A 21,455-nucleotide genomic window follows, 5' to 3' on the forward strand; every position below is an offset into this window, starting at 1 on the left:
GTGCCATGGCCCGTTCCGCTCGCGATCACCGCACGCCCGTGCTGTTTGCCTTGATCCTTGCCATGGCACTCGTGGCCATGGACACCACCATCGTCGCCACGGCGATCCCCCAGGTCGTCGACGACCTGGGCGGGTTCGCCCTGGTGGGCTGGGTCTTTTCCGTCTATCTGTTGGCGCAGACCGTGACCATCCCGGTTTACGGAAAACTCGCCGACCTGTTCGGACGCAAGCCGATCCTGGTCATCGGCGTGGTGATCTTTCTTGCCGGTTCACTGCTGTCGGCGCTGTCGTGGTCGATGGTGGCGCTGATCGTCTTCCGCGCGCTGCAGGGCCTCGGCGCCGGCTCGATCGGCGCAACGGTGAACACGGTGGCCGGCGACATCTACACCATTGAAGAGCGCGGCCGGATACAGGGCTACTTGTCCAGCGTGTGGGGAATTTCGGCAGTCGTGGCACCTGCTATCGGCGGCGTCTTCGCACAATACGCATCGTGGCGATGGATCTTCCTGGTCAATCTGCCGATCGGCGTCTTTGCGCTGGTCTTGATAGTGCGCGGCCTGCACGAGGATGTACGCCCGCAGCGTCACCGCATCGACTACGCCGGTGCTTCCGCCGTGTTGGTCGCGGCGTGCGCGCTCATTCTCGGCCTTTTACAAGGCGGGACGGCGTGGCCGTGGCTGTCGGTGCCGAGCATCGCCACCTTCGCGGCGGCCGTCGCCGCATTGATCGTCACCATCGCCTGCGAACGACGCGCCAGCGAACCGATTCTGCCGGGCCATTTGTGGACCCGCCGGCTGCCGGCCGGATCGTATGCCGCGACCTTGACGGCGGGGCTGATGGTGATCGGCCTCTCGATCTACCTGCCCAACTGGGGCCAGCACGTCCTGGGGTTGAACGCGGTCGAGGCCGGGTTCGTCCTGGCGGTCATGAGCCTGACCTGGCCCACCGCGTCCGGTCTCTCGGCACGGCTCTACCTGCGCATCGGATTCCGCAACACGGCGCTTGTCGGCACCGGATTCGCGATAGCGTCCGGAATCGTGTTCAGCCTTTTGGGCACGACGTCGCCCATCTGGCAGCCGGTGCTCGGCAGCGCCCTGATGGGCGCCGGAATGGGGCTCATCGTCTCGCCGCTGCTCGTCGGACTGCAAAGCACCGTCGGCTGGTCCGAACGCGGCACAATCACGGGCGGCGCCATGTTCGCCAGGTTCTTCGGGCAGAGCATCGGCGCCGCGGTGTTCGGCGCCGTCACGAACAACGTGCTACGGAGTCACCACGGCGCGCCGCTCGACGTGGCGACGAACGCGGCAACGCACGCCACGTTCATCGGGCTGTTGGTTGCGGCAGCGGTGACGGCGGCGATTTTGCTGATAGTCGTGCCGCGGCACTTCCCCACCATCGACGCGCACTCCGCTTAACTGGGCGCGTGCGCGGCCTTCAACATCTCCTCGCGGGTGGCGAATTTGATGCGTTCGCGTCCACGGGCCTCGCCGTTGCGACGCTCCTGATCGTCCATGGCGTGGTAGCCCGACCAGTCGGTGGCTTCGATTCCGCGGCTTTCCAAAAAGTCCACTATCGCCGCCGGATCCGGATTCTCCGGTTCCGGCAGGCCGGGCCGATCCTCGATCACGTGCGTGATGGTTTCCAGTGCGTCGCCCTTGGTGTGCCCGATCAGTCCGACCGGCCCGCGTTTGATCCAGCCCGTCGCGTAGACGCCGGGGACCGGCTCCGCGCCGGCCTCCGTCGACGACAACACGACTCCGCCGTCATTGGGAATGACTCCGCGCTTTGAATCGAACGGCAACGCATCCAGCGGGGATCCGAAGTAGCCGACCGCGCGATACACGGCCTGTACCGGCCACTCGTGGAACTCGCCGGTCCCCTTGACGCCGGCGTTGCCGTCGAGTTCCATCCGCTCGGTGCGCAAACCTTCGACCTTGTCCTCGCCGAGCACTTCGACGGGCGCGTGCAGGAAATGCAGGTGCAGCCGGCGCGAGGCGCCCGAGGGCTCGCGCAACGTCCAGTCGGTCAAAGTCTTCGTGACCTGCTTGGTCTGATTGTTCGAGTGGATCTGCCGCATCGATGCGTCGTCGAAATCGAAATCCTCCGGATACACGATGACGTCGACGTCCGGAACCTTGCCCAGCTCGCGCAACTCCAGCGGCGTGAATTTCACCTGGGCCGGCCCGCGCCGTCCGAACACGTGCACATCCGTGACCGACGAATTCTTCAACGTCTTGTACACGTGGTCCGGAATTTCGGTCGGCAGCAGGTCGTCGGCATGTTTCGAGAGCATCCGGGAAACGTCGAGCGCGACGTTCCCGTTGCCGATCACCGCCACCTGCCCGGCGTCCAGCGACCATTCCTGCGAGTAGTCCGGATGCGAGTCGTACCAGTTGACGAACTCGGCTCCGCCGTGCGACCCGGGCAGATCGATCCCGGGGATGTCGAGGTCGGCGTCGCGCACGCACCCGGTCGAAAAGATCACCGCATCGTACATCGACTGCAGTTCGGCAAGGTCGATGTCACGGCCGTATTCCACATTGCCGAATACGCGCACGTCGCCCCGGTCGAGCACCTTGATCAGTGCATTGATGATCAGTTTGATGCGGGGATGATCCGGCGCGACGCCGTAGCGGACCAGCCCGAACGGTACCGGAAGCCTCTCGAACATGTCGATGCTGACCTCGAAATCGCGTTCGGCCTTCGTCAGCAGATCCGCCGCGTAGATACCGGCCGGACCGGCGCCGACAATTGCCACCCGCATTGGGCGCATAAAAATGTCCTCCCTCGGCCCTCGGGGCCTGCAACGCGCCATGAAGCGGCGCCGTAAAAATCCACCCGTTTAGGGTAGGCAAATCTATCGTAATTCAAGCCTAACGCGCTTGCCGAACGCCCGCGAGGGGTTCGTGAGCTTCGCCACGTCCGGCCGGCAGGCGTTCCACGCACTGAAATACCGGCACGTTTCGGACCGGGCGCGCATAAGCTGGTGGCGTGCCCGAGATCGAGACTTCCACCACGGCTGCCCCCGAAGAGAACACCGACCGCCTCGGATTGCTCTTCGGCATGCTCGGGTACGTGTCGTGGGGGTTCATTCCGCTCTACTTTGCGATTCTGGAGCCGGCCGGATCCATCGAGATCGTCGCCCACCGGGTGCTGTGGTGCCTCGTGCTGTGCGCGATAGCGCTGATCTTCACCCGCGGCTACCGGCGAGTCTTCGCCCTTATGCGCTCACCGCGCGTACTGCTGACCATCGCCGCCGCATCGGTGTTCATTGCCGGCAACTGGCTGACGTACGTGTACGGCGTGATGACCGGGCGTGTGGTCGAGGTATCCCTCGGCTACTTCATCAACCCGCTGTTCACGGTGCTGTTGGGCGTGGTCGTGCTCCGGGAGCGCCTCTCGCGGACGCAATGGGCGGCCGTGATCATCGGTACGGTGGCCGTCATCGTCATCGCCGTCGCGTACGGGCGTCTTCCCTGGCTCGCACTCGTTGTGGCGTTCAGCTTCGGCATGTACGGATTGCTGAAGAACCGGGTCGGCAAGTCGGTCGGCTCGCTCGAGGGCCTGTCGATCGAATCGCTCGTGCTGACCCCCATCTCGCTGGCCTACGTGCTGTGGATCGAAGCGGCCGGCCACGGCACGTTCACCGGCAACGGGGCGGGCCACACGCTGCTGTTGATGGGGCTCGGAGCCGTCACGGCGATCCCGTTGCTGCTTTTCGGCGCGGGAGCACGGCGTCTGCCGCTGGTCTGGATGGGGATGCTGCAGTACATCACGCCCATCATGCAGTTCGTCCTGGGCGTCACGGTGTTCGGCGAGCACATGGCGCCGGCCCGGTGGATCGGTTTCTTCCTCGTTTGGACGGCGCTTGCCGTGCTCACGACCGACATGCTGCGCCGACGCCGGCAGCGTCAGCTCCGTAGCCGTGCCCGGGCAAATGAGCCGTGCGAAGACGCGAGCTAGGCCGTCCGCTCGACGACGGTGCGTGCAAACGCACTCAACGCATCCTTCACGCTGCCGTCCGGCAGCGGTGCCAACGCGGCAATTGCCGCATCCGCCCATTTGCGCGCTTCAGCGGACGCCTCGGCGACGGCGGGGTGCGCCCGCATGGCCGCGACTGCGCCGGCCAATGCCTCGTCGGTGGATAGATCGGCGTCCAACAAGGCGACCAGATCGCGGCTTGCCGCGTCGCCGTCGTCCGCGGCCTTGCGCGCCAGCAGAACCGGCAGGGTCGGCACACGTTCGCGCAAATCGGTTCCGGGAGTCTTACCGGACGTCGCCGCGTCGATTGTCAGGTCGATGACGTCGTCGGCCAGTTGAAACGCCACGCCGATCTTTTCGCCGAATTCGGCCAAAACCGGCACATATGCCGCCGGGGCACCGGAAAAACGCGTCCCGAACTGGCCGGCCGCCGAAATCAGCGACCCGGTCTTGTCGGATAGCACGCCGATGTAGTGCTCGATCCGGTCGGCGCCGTCGTCCGGGCCGAGCGTTTCGCGCATTTGGCCCAGGCAAAGCCGCTCGAAGGTCTTCGCTTGCAACGAGACGGCCTCGGGACCGAGCTCGGCAACGATGCTCGACGCACGGGCGAACAACAGGTCGCCGGTCAAGATCGCAATCGAGTTGCCCCACACCTCGTGCGCACTGGGCGCGCCGCGGCGCATGGGCGCCGAATCCATCACGTCATCGTGGTACAGGGTGGCCAAGTGGGTCAGTTCGGTCACGACCGCCGCTTCAACCACTTCGTGGTGCCGCGAATCGCCCAACTGCGCGGCCAACAGGACGAGCAGCGGGCGAACGCGCTTGCCGCCGGCGTCAATCAGATGTTTCGAGCTGGCGTCGGCGATGTCGTCGGTCTGCGCGACGGCGGCGCGCAGCCGGTCCTCGACGATTGCCAGACCGTCCGTCATGTTCTTCGCCAGCACGGGGTCGTCCGGGGCGAGAGCAAATCCCGCGCCCACGTTAATGGGCGACGTCTGCGGTTCAGCCTGGTTCATGAGCTTTCACATTCACTGGTTCGAGGTGGCCGGGACTAAACGATCCAAGGCATGAATAACTCGATCGTATCCGTCCCGACGGTGACGGGGGTCCTCCGTGAGGTTAGCCAAGAGCTTGACGACGAACCGCATCAGGGTGCGTGACGACATTCCGTATTTGATGCCCAGTGCCATCAGCGCGGGCCTGCCGATCACTTGGACGAAACCGCGGCCCAGGGTGAAATAGCTGCCCCATGCGGTTTTGATCCGGTCCGGATAGGCGGCAAGTTCGCGGTCGGCGTTCATTGCCGGACGGCGGGTGAATGCCTGGGCGATCGTGTCGGCGGCGATCCTGCCGGCTTCCATGGCGTAGGCGATGCCTTCGCCGTTGAACGGGTTCACCATACCTGCCGAGTCGCCGACCAGCAGCATGCCCGGCACGTAATGCGGCGTCCGGTTGAATGCCATGGGCAGCGCGGCCCCGCGCACCCGTCCGACTTGATTTTCCGGGCGGAACCCCCACGCTTCGGGCGTCGAGTCGGTCCAGTCGCGCAGCACCCGCCGGTAGTCGACCTTGCCGAACTGCTTGGAGGAGTTCAAAATGCCCAGTCCGACGTTCGACGTGCCGTCGCCGACGCCGAACACCCACCCGTATCCGGGCAGCACCGGTCCCGGGTGCCCGGCCGTGCCTTTGGCGCGGATCTCCACCCAGCTTTCCAGCCAGTCGTCGTCGTGACGCGGCGACGTGAAATAGGTGCGCACTGCCACCCCCATGGGGCGGTCGTCGCGTTTTTCCAGACCGAGGGCCAGCGCCATGCGCGCCGAGATGCCGTCGGCCGCGACGACGACGGGCGCTCGGAAGTCGGCTTCCGGGCCGGTCTTGCGTCCGGCGTCGTCGGTTTCGCGCACGCGGACGCCCGACACCCGGCCGGTCTTCTCATCGACGATCGGCGCCGTCACGGCGTGTTGCTGCAGCAAGCGCGCTCCGGCCCGTTCGGCGTGGGCGGCGAGTTCGGCGTCGAATCCGAGCCTGGTGCGCACGAGCCCATAGTTCGGGAAGGCGCTGACATCGGGCCAAGGCATTTCCAAGGAATGCCCGCCGCCGATCAGGCGCAGCCCCTTATTGCGACGCCACCCGCGCTCGTACGTCGTCGGCAGCCCCATGCATTCGATCTCCCGGGTCGCGCGCGGCGTGAGACCATCCCCGCACACCTTTTCGCGCGGGAACTTCGACTTCTCGACGGCCAGCACGTCGAGGCCGGCCTTGGCCAAGTAGTACGCGGTTGTCGCGCCGGCCGGTCCGGCGCCGACCACTATGACATCTGCCTGCCGCGAGGGCCCGCCTGCTGGTGTGCTCACTCGGCTCCGGCCGCCGATCCGCTCCGCCGGTCTTCATCGCGTGCCGCGGCGTCCGGCTTCGCGGCGTCCGGCTTGACCGCCCGGTGCAAGGCGACGATGCCGCCCGTGAGGTTCCGATAGCGCACGCGCGCCCAGCCGGCGTCCGACATGAGCGCGGCGAGTCCGTCTTGATCGGGCCACGCCCGGATCGACTCGGCCAAGTACACGTACGCGTCCGGGTTCGAGCTGACGGTGCGAGCCACGGACGGCAACGCGCGCATCAGGTATTCGAAATAGACCCGCCGGAACGGGGCGAATGTCGGAGTGGAGAACTCACACACGACAATGCGTCCACCCGGTTTCGTCACCCGGCGCATCTCGCTGAGCGCGCGGATCGTGTCATGCACGTTGCGCAGGCCGAACGAGATGGTGACGGCGTCGAAAGTGTCGTCGCCGAACGGAAGATCCATGGCGTCGGCGTAGCGAAAATCGATATCGGGACGTCGGCGGCGGCCTTCGGCAAGCATGCCTTCCGAGATGTCCCCGGCCACCACGCGCGCGCCGAGGTCGGCGAACGGTTCGCTGGAGGTGCCGGTGCCGGCAGCCAGATCAAGCACCGATTCGCCGCGGACGGCGTGCACGGCGCGGACCACCTGCGTACGCCACAGCCTGGCTTGGCCGAGCGACGCCACGTCATTGGTGACGTCGTAGCGGGCAGCGACGCGATCGAACATTGCGGCGACCTCGCTCGGCTGTTTGTCCAGGTGAGCCCGATTCATATCTCCCATGATCGCAAGGAAGCCAGTCGAGTAGCGAATCGGGAGGGCCGAATCCGGCGCGGGAAGGCTGTGAGGTTGCCCACCGGCACACGCCGGCAGCACATCCGGGCCGGTGAGGGAGACTATCCTTTGTGCTTACGATGACAAAGCAGCATTTGCACGCTCGTTCGTACTTCATCGACGGGGTCGGCTCGGCCGTCTCGCCTTTCGACAGCGAGCTGCCGACCGACCTGACCGATTTCCTGACCCGGCTGCCCGCGAGCGGCCTCTCGGCGTGGGTGCGCGGACATTCGGGGCTCGTCGGATGGGGCGAGCTTTCCCGGTTCGAGACCAAGGGCGCCGACAGGTTCGCCGATGCGTCGGACTTCTGGAAACAACTCTCGGCCGGCGCGGACGTCGACGACGCCGTCCGGCTCCCCGGGTCGGGGCCCGTCGCTTTCGGCTCGTTCGGCTTCTCCGACCGAACCGATATCCCGTCCGTCCTGATTGTTCCGCGCGTCGTGCTGGGCAGGCATTCGGGCCGCGTATGGGTGACGACCATGAGTTTTGACGACGAGCCCGCGCCGGAGCGGCTGGGAGCGCCGTCCCCGTTGGAGCGGCCGCGCGCCGTCACCGTGACGGCCGGCGGCCGCGACGACTGGGAAGAAACCGTCGGGAAGGTGGTCGACCGTATCCGCGCCGGCGAAGCGAAAAAGGTGGTGATGGCCCGGGACGCCGCGGCCCGCAGCGACGAGCCGCTCGACGTGCGGTTCCTTCTCGGCCATTTGAACGCACACTACCCGACCTGTTGGACCTACCACGTCGACGGAATGCTCGGCGCTACGCCGGAGTTGTTGGTGAGCTCGCACGACGGGGCGGTGCATTCGCGGGTGCTGGCCGGCACGTTCTACAACAACTCGGGCGATCACGACGTCGATGTCGAGGCGGCCCGCCATGTGCTGGCGAAATCCAAGGACAGCGCCGAACACAAGTACGCGGTTGATTCACTTGTCGAAACCCTTTCACCGCTGTGCAGCTCGCTCGAGGTCGACTGCGAACCGTTCCTGCTCGAACTGCCCAACGTCATCCACTTGGCCTCGGACGCACGCGGGCACCTGACGCATCGATCCGACGGAAGCCGGGTCAGCTCGCTGGAAATCGCTGCCGCGCTGCATCCGACGGCAGCGGTCGGCGGCACCCCTCGCGGCCGTGCCCTCGAACTGATCGACGAACTCGAGGCAACGGATCGCGGCAGGTACGCCGGGCCGGTCGGCTGGATCGGCGCGTCCGGCGACGGCGAGTGGGGCCTTGCTCTGCGCGGCGGGCGTCTGGACGAGGACGGCCGCGGCGTTCGGTTGTTCGCCGGCGGCGGGATCGTCGGCGAGAGCGTGCCGGAATACGAGTGGCTCGAGACAGTTGCCAAACTGGCACCCATGCTTGCCGCGCTCGGCGTCCGGACCGAACGATAGCCGGCCTCGGCGGCGTTCTCGCCGGCCGGGCGGATTCACAAGTCCGGCCGGGTCAGGCCGGGGGCACGTCCGGCCGGGCCGGCGCTTCCAGCGCGGCGTGGACACGGGCACGGATGCGGCGATCCAACCGGCGACGACCGAGCCGATCGCCGCGCACCTCGATGAGCCGGCGTCGTCCCCACGTCCAGGTGCCCAAGGCGCGGCGCAGCCCCGCCGCCAAGTCGACGCATTCATACTCCAGCCCGTAAGCGGCGGCCAGGTGGTCGAATCGGGCGCCGTGCGGCGTGCCGAAGATCCGTTCGAACGAGGCCGCCAACCGGTCGTCGCCTTGTTCCAAGGTCGCAAAGATGCCGCCGCCGTCGTCATTGAAGACGATGATTTCCAGATCCGGGGCGTCCTCGAGCGGCCCGATCATGAGGGCGCCGGAATCGTGCAACGCGGTCAGGTCGCCCACCAGCACGCGGACTCTCGATTGCGGAAGCGCCAAGGCGATGCCGGACGCCGTCGCGATCGTGCCGTCGATTCCCGCCAGCCCGCGCGAGGCCACCACCGTCCGCTCTTCGGCGGGCATCACCAGGTCGACGTCGCGAATCGGGTTCGACGAACCGACGACCAGGACGTCCCGCGGCCCGGTGGCGGCCACGACGTCGGCCGCCACTGCCGGCCCCGTGAGTTCGACGGCGTCGTCCAGCACGTCGGCAACCGCCGACAAGGCGCGGGCGCCTTCGCGGATCCACGCGTCCCGCCAGGCTCGGTCGGCCGATTCCCCGACTGCAGCGTCCGCGTCGCCCGAGGCATCCGGGTTGCCCGGATCGAAAGTCACGCCCGGGACGCACCGGCCGCCGGGCACGCCCGCGCCAAACGCTCGGGGGTCGGCGGTCACCACGACGTGCTCGATGTCGGGGCGGGACAAAAGCTCGTTCACGGGACGGCTCAACGTGGGGTGGCCGAAAACGACTACCCGTTCGATCCGTTCGGTCAGTGGCGACTCGGCCAGCACGAGCCGGTAGGCATCGACGGATCCGCGGCGAGCGCCGGACGTCGGCTCGGCAAGAACCGGCCAGCCGGCGGCATCGGCAAGACGGCAGGCCGCCCGGCCGGTCGCCGGATTCGGGGAGTCGCCGGCCACGATGACGGTCCGCGGCCCCCGTCGAAGACGTAACTGCCCCGTCTCGGAGCCCGCCGTCTGCCGCTGCCGCACCCGGGGGCTGCCCGGGGTCGCCGGACCGTCCGCATTCTGCTCCGGGGTGTACGGTTCGTCGTCCGGCACCAGCGGCGGCCGAAAGGATACGTTCACGTGGACCGGCCCGGGGCGAGGATCCGCGCCGTCCGCGGCCGGCCCGGCGCCTCCCCGCGCCAGCGCGATTGCCGTGCGCAGTGCCTCAGCCGGCTCGGCGACGTCGCTCGGCTGCCCGACGGCAGGCACATCCACGGCGTGCCGCACGTCGGTCGTGAAGAGCGTGTGCTGAGCGCGTAGCGTTTGGTTCGAGCCGGTACCGCGCAGCTCGGCCGGCCGGTCGGCGCTCAGGACGATCAGCGGCACTCCCCCGTAACTTGCTTCGAGCACGGCCGGGTGGAGGTTCGCCACGGCCGTGCCCGACGTCGTCACAATCGCGACCGGATCCGAAGGCGTCGCGCCCTCACCGACCGGGTCGCCGCCGATCAGGGCATTCTGAACCAACTCGCCCTTTGCCAAGCCCAGCGCCGTGAATCCGGCGACGCGCTCGTCGATACGCACGTGCAACCGGATGAGGCCCCGGTCCGCTGCAGCCGTCAAGGCATACGCCAACGGGGCGCTGCGCGAGCCCGGTGAGAGCACCACGTGGCGGATTCGCGAGCGGATGAGCTCGGTGACGAGGGCTCGGGCGGTCAGGGTGGAAACGTTCACCCCGCCATCTTCTCGCACCCCTCGCCGCAATACCTTCTCGCATCCCTCGCCGCAAAACGCGCCGCGGCGTATAGAACGCGCCGTCATGACGGCGCGTTCTATACACGCCGGCGCGTTTTGCCGGGGCGCGGACGGGAGCGTGGCGCAGGTGGCCGGGCGGGACTTCGGAGCAGCTACTGCGTGAGCGCCCGTTGGATTCGTTCGAGGGCATCAATCGAATCGGCGCGGACCGCGTAGCCTCCAATCCCTCGCCGGCGTTCTTGGGCCCGCACGTGGTCGGCGATCTCCGTGACCGTGCCGATCAACGCAAACGGGGCGTCCAATAGTTCGGCCGGGGTCATTGAGTCGACGTCGAATCGGTCCAGGAGCGCTGCCGCGGCGCGCTCCGCGTCGTCCGTGATCTCGACATACTGCACCAGTGCCTCCAGCTGCGGCCCCGGCCCATCCTCAACACCGTCGCGAACTGCATCGAGATGCCTTTCGATTTCCGCCGGCGTCCATCGCACCTCGTGCGAATGCCCGTCGGCGCGAGTTTTCCCCAGGCCGGAGAGGCCGACGATATCGGCGTGCTGCCCGGCATACCGCAAAAGCCGGGAGTTATTGCCGCCCACCAGCAGCGGCACGCGACTTTGCACGGGTCTCGGGCATTCGAGGACTGCATCGTCCAGTGCGACATGCTTGCCGCGAACCGTCACGGTGCTGCCGTCCAACAACCGCCGCGCGGCATCCGCGACTTCAATCAACCGGTCGACACGCTCGGCCGGACCGGGCCGAGTACGGCCGTAGTATTCCCATTCGGCAGGCGTATGTCCCGCGCCGAGGCCCAACACCGCGCGGCCGCCGGAGATCACGTCGAGACTTGCCGCATCGGCGGCCACGTCGAAAGGTTCCCGCACTCCGGCGTTCATGACGAGTGCGCCGAGCCGGACACGTGATGTGACGGCGGCTGCGGCAGCAAGCGCCGGCACCGGCGAAAGCGTCGTCCCCGGATGGTCGGGACAGTACAAGCGTTGCACCGACCCCTCGTCTGCCCGGCGTGCCAACGCCAGCCATGCCGATGGGTTGCCGGGCGAGCCTTGTACCGAGAATTCGATACTCATTCGGCCAGTAGAGCACGATCGGTGTCCGGTTGCTTCGGCTTTCGCCAATTGCGCAATTCCCGTCTCCGCCATTTCCGCAAAACGCGCCAGCGCGTATAGAACGCGCCGTCATGACGGCGCGTTCTATACTCGCCGGCGCGTTTTGCGGCTGGTCAACAGCGTGTAACAGCGACGCAGCCTGTCCAGCCACCAGTCGCGACGATCCGTCGGGGCCGCCAACGCGTCCAACCGCTCTTCGTCCACGTTCAGGTTGCCGACCCGGAGTTCGCCGCCGGACGGTAGTAACGGCGGGTCGGCCACGTCGCTGCTGAACAATCCGATGGTTCCCAGTCCGCACGCATGGTCCAGCTCCGGCAACGCCGCGGCCAGAGCGAGGCCGGCCCGGATACCGACCGATGTGTCCAATGCCGAAGACACGACGGTGGGCAGCCCGCATTCGGCAGCAACCGCGAGCGCCGCCCGCACACCGCCGAGCGGCGCCACCTTGACGATGACGATGTCGGCAGCACCGGCCCTCGCCACCGTGATCGGATCGTCGGCCTTACGAATCGACTCGTCGGCCGCGATCGGCACGTCGATCCCCTCGCCTGCCAACCACGAGCGCAAACCGGCCATCTCCGGCACGCTCGCCACCGGCTGCTCGGCGTATTCGAGCCGCACGCCGGCCAGCGCGCGCAAGCCCGCCCGGGCGTCGTCCATGCTCCACTTGGCGTTTGCATCGATGCGCACCTGCGCATCGTCGCCCAGCAACTCGCGCACCGCCTCGACGCGGGCAACGTCCTCGCGCAGGTTCTGCCCGGGTTCGGCCACCTTCACCTTGGCAGTGCGGGCGCCGGGGAATCTGGCCAGTACCGACGCGACCTCCGAGGCCGGAACGGCCGGCACCGTGGCGTTGACGGCGATCCTGTCGCGTCGCGGCTCGGGCCAGCCGGCCCATCCGGCTTCCATGGCGGATAGCAACCAGCGGGATGACTCCTCGTCGCCGTATTCGTTGAAGGGGGCGAACTCTCCCCACCCGGCGGGGCCGCGCACCAGCAAGGCTTCGCGAATGGTGATGCCGCGAAAGCGCACGGGCATCGGAATGCTCACGACCCGCGCTCCCGCGACAAGTTCACGCCAATCCGGCCATTCGATTCCCTCGCCCCAGCCGGACGGCCCGCCGTCCGGCGCGTACGGGCCCTGCCGGTGGGGCATGTTCGGGGACGGCGGGCACGGCGACGAAATATTCGGCATCTATCCTTGATTCCACTATGACGACCACAGATTCTCAACCGTCCGGCCGCGATCGTCCGGCCAAGGTCTCGGAGATTTTCAACCCGGAATCCTGGCGCGAGGTCGAGGGCTTTTCCTTTTCCGATATTAGTTATCACCGTGCCGTTGAACGCGATGAGGCCGGCCGAGTGCGGGATCTCGGCACTGTGCGCATCGCCATCGACAGGCCCGAAGTGCGCAATGCCTTCCGCCCGCATACTGTCGATGAGCTCTACCGGGCGCTTGACCACGCCCGGCAGACGTCGGACGTCGGCGCCGTCCTGTTGACGGGCAACGGGCCGAGCGCCAAGGACGGCGGCTGGGCGTTTTGTTCGGGCGGGGATCAGCGTATTCGCGGCCGCTCGGGGTATCAGTACCAGCGCGATAACGACGCCGATGCTCCGGCCGAATCGGTCGATCCTGCCCGCGCCGGACGGCTGCACATCCTCGAGGTCCAGCGGCTCATTCGCACCATGCCCAAGGTGGTGATGGCGGTGGTCCCCGGCTGGGCCGCCGGTGGCGGGCACAGCCTGCACGTCGTGTGCGATCTGACGTTGGCCAGCCGCGAACACGCCCGATTCAAGCAGACCGACGCCGACGTCGGCTCGTTCGATGCCGGCTACGGTTCGGCATATCTTGCCAAGATGGTCGGTCAAAAGAAGGCCCGGGAAATTTTCTTCCTCGGGCGCGCCTACGATGCCGAGTCCATGGCGGCCATGGGCGCGGTCAACGAAGTGGTCGATCACGCCGATCTCGAGCAGACGGCGTTGCAATGGGCGCGCGAGATCAACGGAAAGTCGCCGACCGCGCAGCGGATGTTGAAATTTGCGTTCAACCTCACCGACGACGGCCTGACCGGTCAGCAAGTGTTCGCCGGAGAAGCCACGAGACTGGCGTATATGACCGATGAGGCGGTCGAGGGCCGGGACGCGTTCTTGCAGCGGCGCGACCCCGACTTCTCCCCGTACCCCTGGTACTACTGACCGGCATGACCACCATCCGCCATTACGTCGAGCCGCGCGGGCAAGCGGCTCTGACGCTGCTGGACCCCATCGAAGCCGCGCTCGGCGCCGGGCCGGCCGTCTGCGTCGACGATTCCGGCCCGGCCGCGCCGGACGACCAGGTCGACGTGCCCGATCCGGCAGTCGCCGTGCGCACTTCCGGCTCGACCGGCTCACCCAAGCTTGTCTTGCTGCCTGCCGACGCGCTGCGTGCCTCGGCCGACGGCACGTCCGCGCGGCTCGCCGGACCGGGCCACTGGCTGCTGGCCTTGTCGACGGCCCACGTCGCCGGACTGCAAGTACTCATCCGCAGCGTCCTGGCAGGCACCACCCCGACGGTGCAGGACACCTCGAAGCCGTTCACGGCGCGCGACTTCGCCGACGCCGTGGCCCGCATGCCCGCCGGCACCCGGTACGCCTCACTCGTCCCGACCCAGCTGATCCGCGTGCTGCAGGACGCCCGGGCCAGGGACGCGGCGGCCTCGTTCGACGCCATCCTGGTCGGCGGGGCGTCGCTCGCCGAGGCGACGGCGCAGGAGGCCGCGGCCGCGGGAATCCGGGTCGTCACCACGTACGGCATGAGCGAGACGTGCGGCGGTTGCCTCTACGACGGTCAGCCGCTGGACGGCGTGCTGGTTCGTGCGGACGACGCCGGGCGACTCGCTCTCGGCGGGCCGGTCGTCGCTGCCGGATATCTCAACGACGGCCGGTTCGACACCGCCGGGTTCAGCATCGACGACTCGGGCACGCGCTGGTTCACGACGAACGATCTGGGTTCGATGTCGGGCGGACGGCTCGAGCTGACGGGGCGTGCCGACGACGTCATCATTTCCGGCGGTCGGAACGTCGCCCCGGCGCCGGTGGAGGCCGCCTTGGTCACATTGCCCGGTATCCGCGAGGCCCTCGTCGTCGGAGTGCCGGATGCCGAATGGGGTTCGGCCGTGACGGCGCTGATCGTGCCGGACCGGCGGACCGCGAGCGGCGTCCCGGAGCTTGCCCGGATCCGGTCGATGTTGAAGCCGCTCGTCGGCCCCGCCGCAACGCCGCGCACCGTCTTGATCGTCGACGAGCTGCCGCTGCGCAGCCTCGGCAAACCTGACCGGAAGGCCGCAACGAACCTGGCGGCCGCGGGCATCCTCGAGGCGCTCGAGTAAGCGTCCACCGGGTGGCTCGACCCGAGTTACCGGTGAGTAAACTTGAACGGGACGTCACTCGTCCGTCACCTTCTTGAAAAAATTCAACAAAAGGAGCTCGATGGCCACTGCAGCCCAGTGGGTGTCCGGTGCCCGGCTGCGGACCCTTCCGTTGGCTATCGCCCCGGTAATCATCGGAACCGGTGCGGCTTTGGGGCTCACGGGCGGGCTGTCCGAGCAATTCATCGGCGCCGTGGATGCCCCCGGGCACACCGAGATCGGCGCCGGCCAGTGGACCTTGCGGTTCGTGCTGGCGCTCGGCGTGGCGCTTCTTCTGCAAATCGGCACGAACTTCGCCAACGATTATTCGGACGGCGTGCGCGGCACCGATGAGGAGCGCGTCGGCCCGCTCCGGCTGACGGCAAGCGGCGCGGCCGCACCGCACGCAGTCAAACGAGCCGCGTTCGGGGCATTCGCCGCGGCCGCCGTCCTCGGACTGGTGCTTGTCGTGTTATCGCAGGCATGGTGGTTTCTGCTGATCGGCGCCATCTGCTTGCCGGCCGCGTGGCTGTACACGGGCGGCAAGCATCCCTACGGATATATCGGCTTGGGCGAGGTGTTCGTCTTCGTGTTCTTCGGCCTGGTCGCCACGCTCGGGACCACGTACACGCAAGTGCATTCGCTTTCTGCATGCGCGTGGGGAGGCGCCGTCGGCATCGGCTTGATCTCGTGCGGATTGCTGATGGCAAACAATTTGCGCGACATCCCCACCGACCGCGAGGCCGGGAAGACCACGCTGGCCGTACGGATCGGAGACGTGCGAGCTCGCCATAGCTATGCCGTCATGCTCACGCTGCCGTTCCTGCTGCTGCTCGTGCCGATCGCCTTCGGGCATTGGGGCGCGGCACTGGCGCTGCTGGCCCTGACGACTGCCGTGACGCCGGTGCGCACCGTCCTGTCGGGTGCGACGGGTGCGGCATTGGTGCCGGTCCTGAAGCAAACCGGAATCGTCGCGCTGACTTACGGAGCGTTGCTGGCCCTCGGCCTGTCTCTCTGACTCGAACGGTAACGGCCCGGCGCCGGCACGCATGCGGAACAGGGCCGTCGAGCACGAAACCGGTCAGGTCTCGGACGCCGTCCCGGGCCGTGAGTCGGCGGTGTCTGTGGCCGGCAGGTCGTCGTCGAACAGCGAATCCTCGTAGTTCTCGTCGGCGTCGCGGCGCTTGACGCGCGTTTCCGCCTTTTCGGCCCTTGACCGCCTGCGTTCGTCCAGATACGTGATCATGTCCCGCCGGGCGCCGCGCAAGGCCAGGAACGAGATCAAGAACGCCAGCACCGCCGCCGCGACGATCGTGAGCAGGCTCAGCAGGTGCACCATCCAGAAAATTGCGAGGAGCACGGCGAAGATGCCAATGCGCAGCACACTGTATTTGAGCACGGGATTCATACACACCAGGGTACGCCGAAGAAGCTTTCGCCTAAACTTGTGTCATGGGCGTACGGGGTTTGCTATTCGTGATAGTCATCGTGATCGCGATGATGATCTATTCGGTCATCGATTGCGTGCGGCGCGATCCGGCGGAGGTGCGCAGTTTGCCGAAGGTCGCATGGGTCGCGGTCATCATCCTGCTGCCGGCGATCGGCACTATTCTCTGGTTCCTGCTGGGCAGGGGGCCGGTCGACGGACAAGGTCCTCCCGGCGGACAGCGCGGCCGGCGCGGGCCGGTGGCGCCGGACGACGATCCGGACTTCCTGCGAGGGCTCGGTCCGTCCGGACGTCGCGATCACTGACCCGCCGCCGGGCACCGGCCGCCCGCCCCGGGGCCGAGGTCAGCTGGACGGGGAATCCAGTCCGGAATACGCGTGCAGGCCGTGGAAGTACACGTTCACGATCGTGAAGTTGAACACGACCGAAGCGAACCCGATGATCAGGAGGACGGCGATCATGGTGCGGCTCCAGCCGCGCGTGGCACGGGCGTGCAGATAGGCGGCGTAGACGACCCAGACCACGAAGGTCCAGACCTCCTTGGAGTCCCAGCCCCAATACCGCCCCCAGGCCTTCTCGGCCCAAATGGCTCCGGCGATCAGCGTGAACGTCCACAGGATGAATCCGACGGCGGCCAACCGGTAGGCGAGGTTCTCCAGTTCGACCGAGCCGGGAATGGCGCGCAGGAACCGCATCACTTCGCCCTTGCCGCCGGTGATCCTGTTTTCCCGCCAGGTCTGCATCAGCTGCAGCACGGCCAGCGCGAACGCAATCGTCAGCACTGCCGACGCCACCACCGCGATGGAGACGTGGATGAGGAGCCAATAACTTTGCAACGCCGGCACCAGTTCGGCGGCCGGCGTGTAGAACGCGATGACTGCCATGCCGAGCATGACAAGCGTGAATCCGGTGATGAACGTACCCAGGAAGCGCAGGTCCTTGGCGATGATCACTATCAGGTACGCGGTGATCAGCACTGCCGATGCCGTGATGGAGAACTCGTACATGTTCCCCCACGGCGCCCTGTCCACCGACAGGGCGCGCGTCACGACGGCGCCGATGTGGACGAGCGCGCCCAAGACGGTCAGCGCCGTGGCGATGCGAGCCAGCCGACGCGGCCCGCCGTCCTCTTCGGTCACGGCCCCGTAATCGCTGGTGGCCGGCGTTTCGATCTGGGTACCGGCGTTGCCGACGAGTTCGCGGCTGCGTTCGGTCCGTGCCTTCGCGCTCGTGCGCACCACCCGGTTCCTGCCCTGCACCAGGTCGAAGGCGTAGAGCACGAACGCGATCATGTAGACGGTCATCGCCGAATACACGAGCGTATTCGACAGGCCGGCCATCGTTTCGTTGGTGGTCATTACTCTCCCTTGTCGCCTTCCCCGGGACGGCGATCCCCAAGCGATTCGTCCTCGGCCGCAGCGGGATCGTGTCCCAGCCGTGTCAGTACGCTTTTCGCGACCAAATCGACTTCGCCGTTCAATCGATTATCTTCCCCGCGGGCAAGTCCCGCCACCTCGACGCTCGAACCGTCGTCCGCGGCGGCCACGCGGACCCAGATCCGACGGCGCGGCACGAACAGCGATCCGCCCAAGCCCAGCATGCCGAGCAGCGCGAACACCAACACGTACATCTTGGACGGATCCGCGCGAACGTCCATCGACACATACCGTTTGACCCCGTCGAACCGGACGCTGCCCAACCCGTTCGGCAGTTTCTTCGACTGGCCCGGTTTCAGCTGCACCGTCAATGGCTTGCCGCCCGCCGTTGTCATCTCGGTCATATTCGTCGGGTCGAGCGAGTACACGGATTGCGCCGTGCCGTTGTCGAGCCCGAGATCGCCGGAGTATCCGGACAAGAGCAGCACCGGATTGGCGAGTCCGGCGAATATCGACGTGGCGGTGCCGGTCGCCTTGTCCTCGCCGGCCGTCGGGAAGAAGACCCCGACGAAGCCGAGCTGCTTGGGAGCGGCGTCCGGCGCCTTGACGACGCCGCGCGAGACGTAATTGCCGTTTTGCGGCAGGAAGACGGTGGGCCCGGAGTAGACGGTGTGGCCCGTGCCGTCCTTCACCGTGACGACCGGGGCGTACCCGTTGCCCGACAGGTACAGGTTCGCGCCGCCGAGGTGCAGCGGGTCATTGACCTTGAGCAGCTGCTTCTTCGTCTGTCCGTCCTCGCGGGTCGTCACGTGGCCGACGAACGACCGCGGCTCGCCTGCCTGGTTCCCGCTGGACGTCGTGTCGAACGTCGCATCGAACTTGTCCAGCTTCACCGAATATTTCGGCAGCCGGTCCGGGTTGAAGTACGTGCCCTTGGTGAACGAGTCGTACGCCGGCAGCGAGTCATTGAACGTATCGCCCTCGACGAGGATCCGCTGGCCCGAATAACTGAGCATGCCGCCGATGGCCGCCGTGACCACGACGCCCAGCACCGCAATGTGGAACACCAGGTTGCCGGTCTCGCGCAGGTAGCCGCGTTCGGCCGCAACATGGTCGGAGTTCGTCTTCACCCGGTAGCCACGACGCTTCAGCGCTGCTGCAGCGGCGCTCAGAGCCGTCTGCTCGTCGACCTGCACGTCGCGGGCGGGCACGTGGGCCGGCATCCGCGACAGCCGGCGGGGCGCCTTGGGCGGATCGGCGCGCAAGGCCCGCCAATGCACCTTGGTGCGCGGCAGGATGCATCCGACGAGCGATACGAGCAGCAGAATGTAGATGGCCGAGAACCAGACCGACGAATTCACATCGAACAGTTGGAGTTTGTCCATGATCCTGCCGATTTGCCCGTGCGCATCGATATAGTCGGCGACGGCTGTCGGATCCTGTACGCGCTGCGGGAACACCGACGCCGGGACCGCGGCAAGTGCGAGCATGAGCAGCAGGAACAATGCCACCCGCATAGTGGTCAGCTGCCGCCAGGCCCAGCGGATCCAGCCGAAGAATCCGAGCTTCGGCTGCGCGGCCTCGCGCTTCGATCGTTCCAGGGTGCCGACGGCGCCGTATTCGTCGCGCCTGTCCTCGGGACCGTGCGGGTCACTCATCAAATCACCGGCCTGAACGTACCGATAGTGTTCTGGAGGTTCCCGACCAGGTCCGTCCACACGCCACTGACCAACAACACACCCACACATATCAACATGACACCGCCGATTCGCATGACGGAAACGCGGTGTCGACGGAAAAATTGCATCTTGCCCATCCCGGCGCGCAGCAGCAGGGCGACTACCACGAACGGAATGCCGAGGCCCAGGCAGTACACGAACGTCAAGAGCGTGCCGCGAGCCACTCCGCTGCCGGCGTCCGGCCCCATCGTGTACGACAAGCTGAGCACCGCCGCAAGGGTCGGCCCGATGCACGGCCCCCATCCGAGCCCGAACGTGGCACCGAGCACCGGGGCGCCCCACAGTCCGGCCGGCGGCCGCCGGGTGATCTTGCGGTCGCGCTGGAACCACTTCATGCCGCCCATGAACACGACGCCGGCCAGGATGACCACGACGCCGAGCACGCGGGTGACCGGTTCGACCCACGGCCGCAGGGCCGCACCGGCAATGCTGAACGCCAGGCCGTAGGCAATGTAGATGACGGAAAATCCGAGCACGAACAAGCCGACCCCGGCAAAGATCCGACGGGATTTGTGCTGCACCAGATCGGCGCCGGTCAGCCCCGTCACGTAGCCGACGTAGCCCGGCACGAGCGGCAGGATGCACGGCGACAGGAACGACACGAGCCCGGCCAATGCGGCGATCGGGATGGCCAGCAGCATCGGCCCGCCGAGTACCGTATCGGCGAAGTCGCTCGAGATCGATGCCAGGAGTGTCATGTGCGCAGGTCGCCGATCATGCCCTTGAGCGTTGTCTTGTCGACCTCGCCGACGACGCGGCCGGCAATGCGGCCCTTCGGGTCGAGCAGCAACGTCGACGGTGTCGCTTCGGGAGGCAGGACGCCGTGCAGCGCCGACACGACTCGTCCGGCAGTGTCGAGCATGACCGGGTACGTGATGTCGAACGTGCGCATATACGATTTCGCGGCTGCTGCGCCGTCGCGCACGTTCACGCCCAGGAAGCGCACGCCTTTGTCCTTGTACGCACGGTAGGCGGCTTCGACGTCCTTGGCCTCCTTGCGGCACGGCGGGCAGGCCGCGTACCAGAGATTGAGCACGAGGATGTTGCCGCGCCAGTCGGCAAGATCGAAGTGTTTGCCGTTCAGCAGTTTGCCGCCGGCCTCGACGGGATGCCCGCGCTTCGACGGCGGCAGTTGGGTGACGACGCCGTCGCCGGCGATGTACCCCTTGTCGCTGCCGGAGTTGGCTTGTTCGGACAGCGAGTCCTTGTCGCCGCACGCTGCCAGGGCGACGCCGAGAGCGGCGGTTCCGGTTGCGGCCAGCGCCGAGCGCAATACGGTGCGGCGCGGGGTCTCCGGGCCGATCATGCTCCCGGCACCGCCTTGTCCGGCAGGAGGTCACGCGCCGGCTCGGAGTAGTCGACGCCGATCAGGCGGCCGGCGTCGAACCGGAGGCTCGTGACCGAGGCCAGAGCGCATTCGCGCCGACGCGGGTCGTGCCACAGTCGGCGCCCCTCGGCCCGGAGGCGGGTCACCCAGATCGGCAGTTGGTGGCTGACGATGACTCCCTCGTGGCCCTCCACGCGGGCGCGGAGCGTCGCGATGGCGGCGCACATGCGCAAGGCCTGGTCGGCGTAGGGCTCGCCCCAGGACGGGCGTAGCGGGTTCCACACGCGCCGGGCGATGGACGGGTCGAGAAGTTTTGCCGGCGTGAAGACCAGACCCTCGAACTCGTTCGCTGCCTCGATGACACGCCGGTCCGTGTCGATGTCGAGAGCGAGCGCGCGCGCGAGCGGCGCCGCGGTTTCTTGCGCGCGCACCAGCGGCGAGGCCACGACGGCGCGAATATCGCGCCCGCCGAGATAGTCGGCCGCTCGGTCGGCCATCCGCGCACCCAGGTCGGACAAGTGGTAATCCGGCAGGCGCCCGTACAGCACGCCTTCCGGGTTGAATACCTCACCGTGGCGTAACAGATGGATGGTCGCTGTGGCCATAGCTCCAA

At 67.2% G+C, this 21,455-nt stretch carries 20 protein-coding genes; 7 read left to right on the forward strand and 13 right to left on the reverse strand.

Features of this window, described 5'->3' with window-relative positions; all coding sequences use genetic code 11:
- The first annotated feature begins 5 nt into the window (after positions 1-5).
- Positions 6-1,415: an MDR family MFS transporter gene (locus tag BJY26_RS18365; RefSeq protein WP_218852496.1), complete on the forward strand. Its 1,410-nt coding sequence runs from the start codon at positions 6-8 to the stop codon at positions 1,413-1,415.
- On the opposite strand, the gene BJY26_RS18370 is transcribed toward BJY26_RS18365, so the two are convergent.
- Positions 1,412-2,773 (reverse strand): FAD-dependent oxidoreductase, encoded by a 1,362-nt coding sequence (locus BJY26_RS18370; protein ID WP_179429605.1) that lies wholly within the window; start codon positions 2,771-2,773, stop codon positions 1,412-1,414. The two genes, BJY26_RS18365 and BJY26_RS18370, sit on opposite strands and share 4 nt — an antisense overlap.
- 218 nt (positions 2,774-2,991) lie before the next feature.
- On the opposite strand from BJY26_RS18370, the gene rarD reads away from it, so the two are divergent.
- Entirely contained in the window at positions 2,992-3,963 is a 972-nt protein-coding gene (gene rarD / locus BJY26_RS18375) for an EamA family transporter RarD (RefSeq protein ID WP_308191232.1), read from the forward strand.
- Here the strand turns inward: rarD and BJY26_RS18380 are convergent.
- Genes BJY26_RS18380 through BJY26_RS18390 form a run of 3 tightly spaced genes read right to left on the reverse strand, consistent with a single transcriptional unit; the run spans position 3,960 to position 7,093 of the window.
- Positions 3,960-4,997 carry a polyprenyl synthetase family protein gene (locus tag BJY26_RS18380; RefSeq protein WP_179429606.1) on the reverse strand — a complete coding sequence of 346 codons (1,038 nt, stop codon included), beginning with the start codon at positions 4,995-4,997 and terminating at the stop codon, positions 3,960-3,962. The genes rarD and BJY26_RS18380 overlap by 4 nt on opposite strands.
- Before the next feature lie 12 nt (positions 4,998-5,009).
- Positions 5,010-6,335 carry a geranylgeranyl reductase family protein gene (locus tag BJY26_RS18385; RefSeq protein WP_179429607.1) on the reverse strand — a complete coding sequence of 442 codons (1,326 nt, stop codon included), beginning with the start codon at positions 6,333-6,335 and terminating at the stop codon, positions 5,010-5,012.
- On the reverse strand, positions 6,332-7,093 hold the full coding sequence (locus BJY26_RS18390; RefSeq protein WP_179429608.1) for a demethylmenaquinone methyltransferase: 762 nt from the start codon (positions 7,091-7,093) through the stop codon (positions 6,332-6,334). Before BJY26_RS18390 ends, BJY26_RS18385 begins: the two co-directional genes overlap by 4 nt.
- A gap of 140 nt (positions 7,094-7,233) precedes the next feature.
- Here BJY26_RS18390 and BJY26_RS18395 point away from each other — a divergent pair, with 140 nt between their 5' ends.
- On the forward strand, positions 7,234-8,541 hold the full coding sequence (locus BJY26_RS18395; protein WP_179429609.1) for an isochorismate synthase: 1,308 nt from the start codon (positions 7,234-7,236) through the stop codon (positions 8,539-8,541).
- A 52-nt stretch (positions 8,542-8,593) separates the two neighbouring features.
- Here BJY26_RS18395 and menD read toward each other — a convergent pair whose 3' ends face one another.
- From menD to BJY26_RS18410, 3 genes are all read right to left on the reverse strand, one after another.
- On the reverse strand, positions 8,594-10,429 hold the full coding sequence (gene menD, locus BJY26_RS18400) for a 2-succinyl-5-enolpyruvyl-6-hydroxy-3-cyclohexene-1-carboxylic-acid synthase (RefSeq protein WP_179429610.1): 1,836 nt from the start codon (positions 10,427-10,429) through the stop codon (positions 8,594-8,596).
- Between the two features lie 173 nt (positions 10,430-10,602).
- A complete protein-coding gene (locus BJY26_RS18405; protein WP_179429611.1) occupies positions 10,603-11,529 on the reverse strand; it encodes an LLM class flavin-dependent oxidoreductase in 927 nt (308 codons plus the stop codon).
- 123 nt (positions 11,530-11,652) lie between these two features.
- Positions 11,653-12,762 carry an o-succinylbenzoate synthase gene (locus BJY26_RS18410; protein ID WP_269151136.1) on the reverse strand — a complete coding sequence of 370 codons (1,110 nt, stop codon included), beginning with the start codon at positions 12,760-12,762 and terminating at the stop codon, positions 11,653-11,655.
- Positions 12,763-12,779: 17 nt separating this feature from the next.
- On the opposite strand from BJY26_RS18410, the gene BJY26_RS18415 reads away from it, so the two are divergent.
- From BJY26_RS18415 to BJY26_RS18425, 3 genes are all read left to right on the forward strand, one after another.
- Positions 12,780-13,763, forward strand: coding sequence for a 1,4-dihydroxy-2-naphthoyl-CoA synthase (locus BJY26_RS18415; RefSeq protein WP_179429612.1), 984 nt, complete (start codon positions 12,780-12,782; stop codon positions 13,761-13,763).
- A 5-nt stretch (positions 13,764-13,768) separates the two neighbouring features.
- The gene (gene menE / locus BJY26_RS18420) at positions 13,769-14,935 is read left to right on the forward strand and encodes an o-succinylbenzoate--CoA ligase (RefSeq protein WP_179429613.1); all 1,167 of its coding nucleotides are present in this window, start codon (positions 13,769-13,771) and stop codon (positions 14,933-14,935) included.
- 100 nt (positions 14,936-15,035) lie between these two features.
- Positions 15,036-15,971 carry a 1,4-dihydroxy-2-naphthoate polyprenyltransferase gene (locus BJY26_RS18425; protein WP_179429614.1) on the forward strand — a complete coding sequence of 312 codons (936 nt, stop codon included), beginning with the start codon at positions 15,036-15,038 and terminating at the stop codon, positions 15,969-15,971.
- Positions 15,972-16,034: 63 nt separating this feature from the next.
- On the opposite strand, the gene BJY26_RS18430 is transcribed toward BJY26_RS18425, so the two are convergent.
- Positions 16,035-16,361, reverse strand: coding sequence for a DUF4229 domain-containing protein (locus BJY26_RS18430; RefSeq protein ID WP_179429615.1), 327 nt, complete (start codon positions 16,359-16,361; stop codon positions 16,035-16,037).
- 44 nt (positions 16,362-16,405) lie between these two features.
- Between BJY26_RS18430 and BJY26_RS18435 the strand changes: the two genes are divergently transcribed.
- Positions 16,406-16,705 (forward strand): PLD nuclease N-terminal domain-containing protein, encoded by a 300-nt coding sequence (locus BJY26_RS18435; protein ID WP_237248890.1) that lies wholly within the window; start codon positions 16,406-16,408, stop codon positions 16,703-16,705.
- 39 nt (positions 16,706-16,744) lie between these two features.
- Here the strand turns inward: BJY26_RS18435 and ccsB are convergent, their stop codons facing one another.
- The 5 genes from ccsB to BJY26_RS18460 are packed head-to-tail and all read right to left on the reverse strand — an operon-like array spanning position 16,745 to position 21,447.
- Entirely contained in the window at positions 16,745-17,758 is a 1,014-nt protein-coding gene (ccsB, locus tag BJY26_RS18440) for a c-type cytochrome biogenesis protein CcsB (RefSeq protein ID WP_179429616.1), read from the reverse strand.
- A complete protein-coding gene (gene resB, locus BJY26_RS18445; protein WP_179429617.1) occupies positions 17,758-19,434 on the reverse strand; it encodes a cytochrome c biogenesis protein ResB in 1,677 nt (558 codons plus the stop codon). Before resB ends, ccsB begins: the two co-directional genes overlap by 1 nt.
- The gene (locus BJY26_RS18450; protein ID WP_179429618.1) at positions 19,434-20,213 is read right to left on the reverse strand and encodes a cytochrome c biogenesis CcdA family protein; all 780 of its coding nucleotides are present in this window, start codon (positions 20,211-20,213) and stop codon (positions 19,434-19,436) included. The genes resB and BJY26_RS18450 overlap by 1 nt, the downstream gene beginning before the upstream one ends.
- Positions 20,210-20,821: a TlpA family protein disulfide reductase gene (locus tag BJY26_RS18455; RefSeq protein ID WP_179429619.1), complete on the reverse strand. Its 612-nt coding sequence runs from the start codon at positions 20,819-20,821 to the stop codon at positions 20,210-20,212. The genes BJY26_RS18450 and BJY26_RS18455 overlap by 4 nt, the downstream gene beginning before the upstream one ends.
- Positions 20,818-21,447, reverse strand: a complete 630-nt coding sequence (locus tag BJY26_RS18460) for a histidine phosphatase family protein (RefSeq protein ID WP_179429620.1) — start codon at positions 21,445-21,447, stop codon at positions 20,818-20,820. Before BJY26_RS18460 ends, BJY26_RS18455 begins: the two co-directional genes overlap by 4 nt.
- Between the last annotated feature and the right edge of the window lie 8 nt (positions 21,448-21,455).

It is taken from the genome of Spelaeicoccus albus, from assembly GCF_013409065.1.
GTDB classification, from domain to species: domain Bacteria; phylum Actinomycetota; class Actinomycetes; order Actinomycetales; family Brevibacteriaceae; genus Spelaeicoccus; species Spelaeicoccus albus.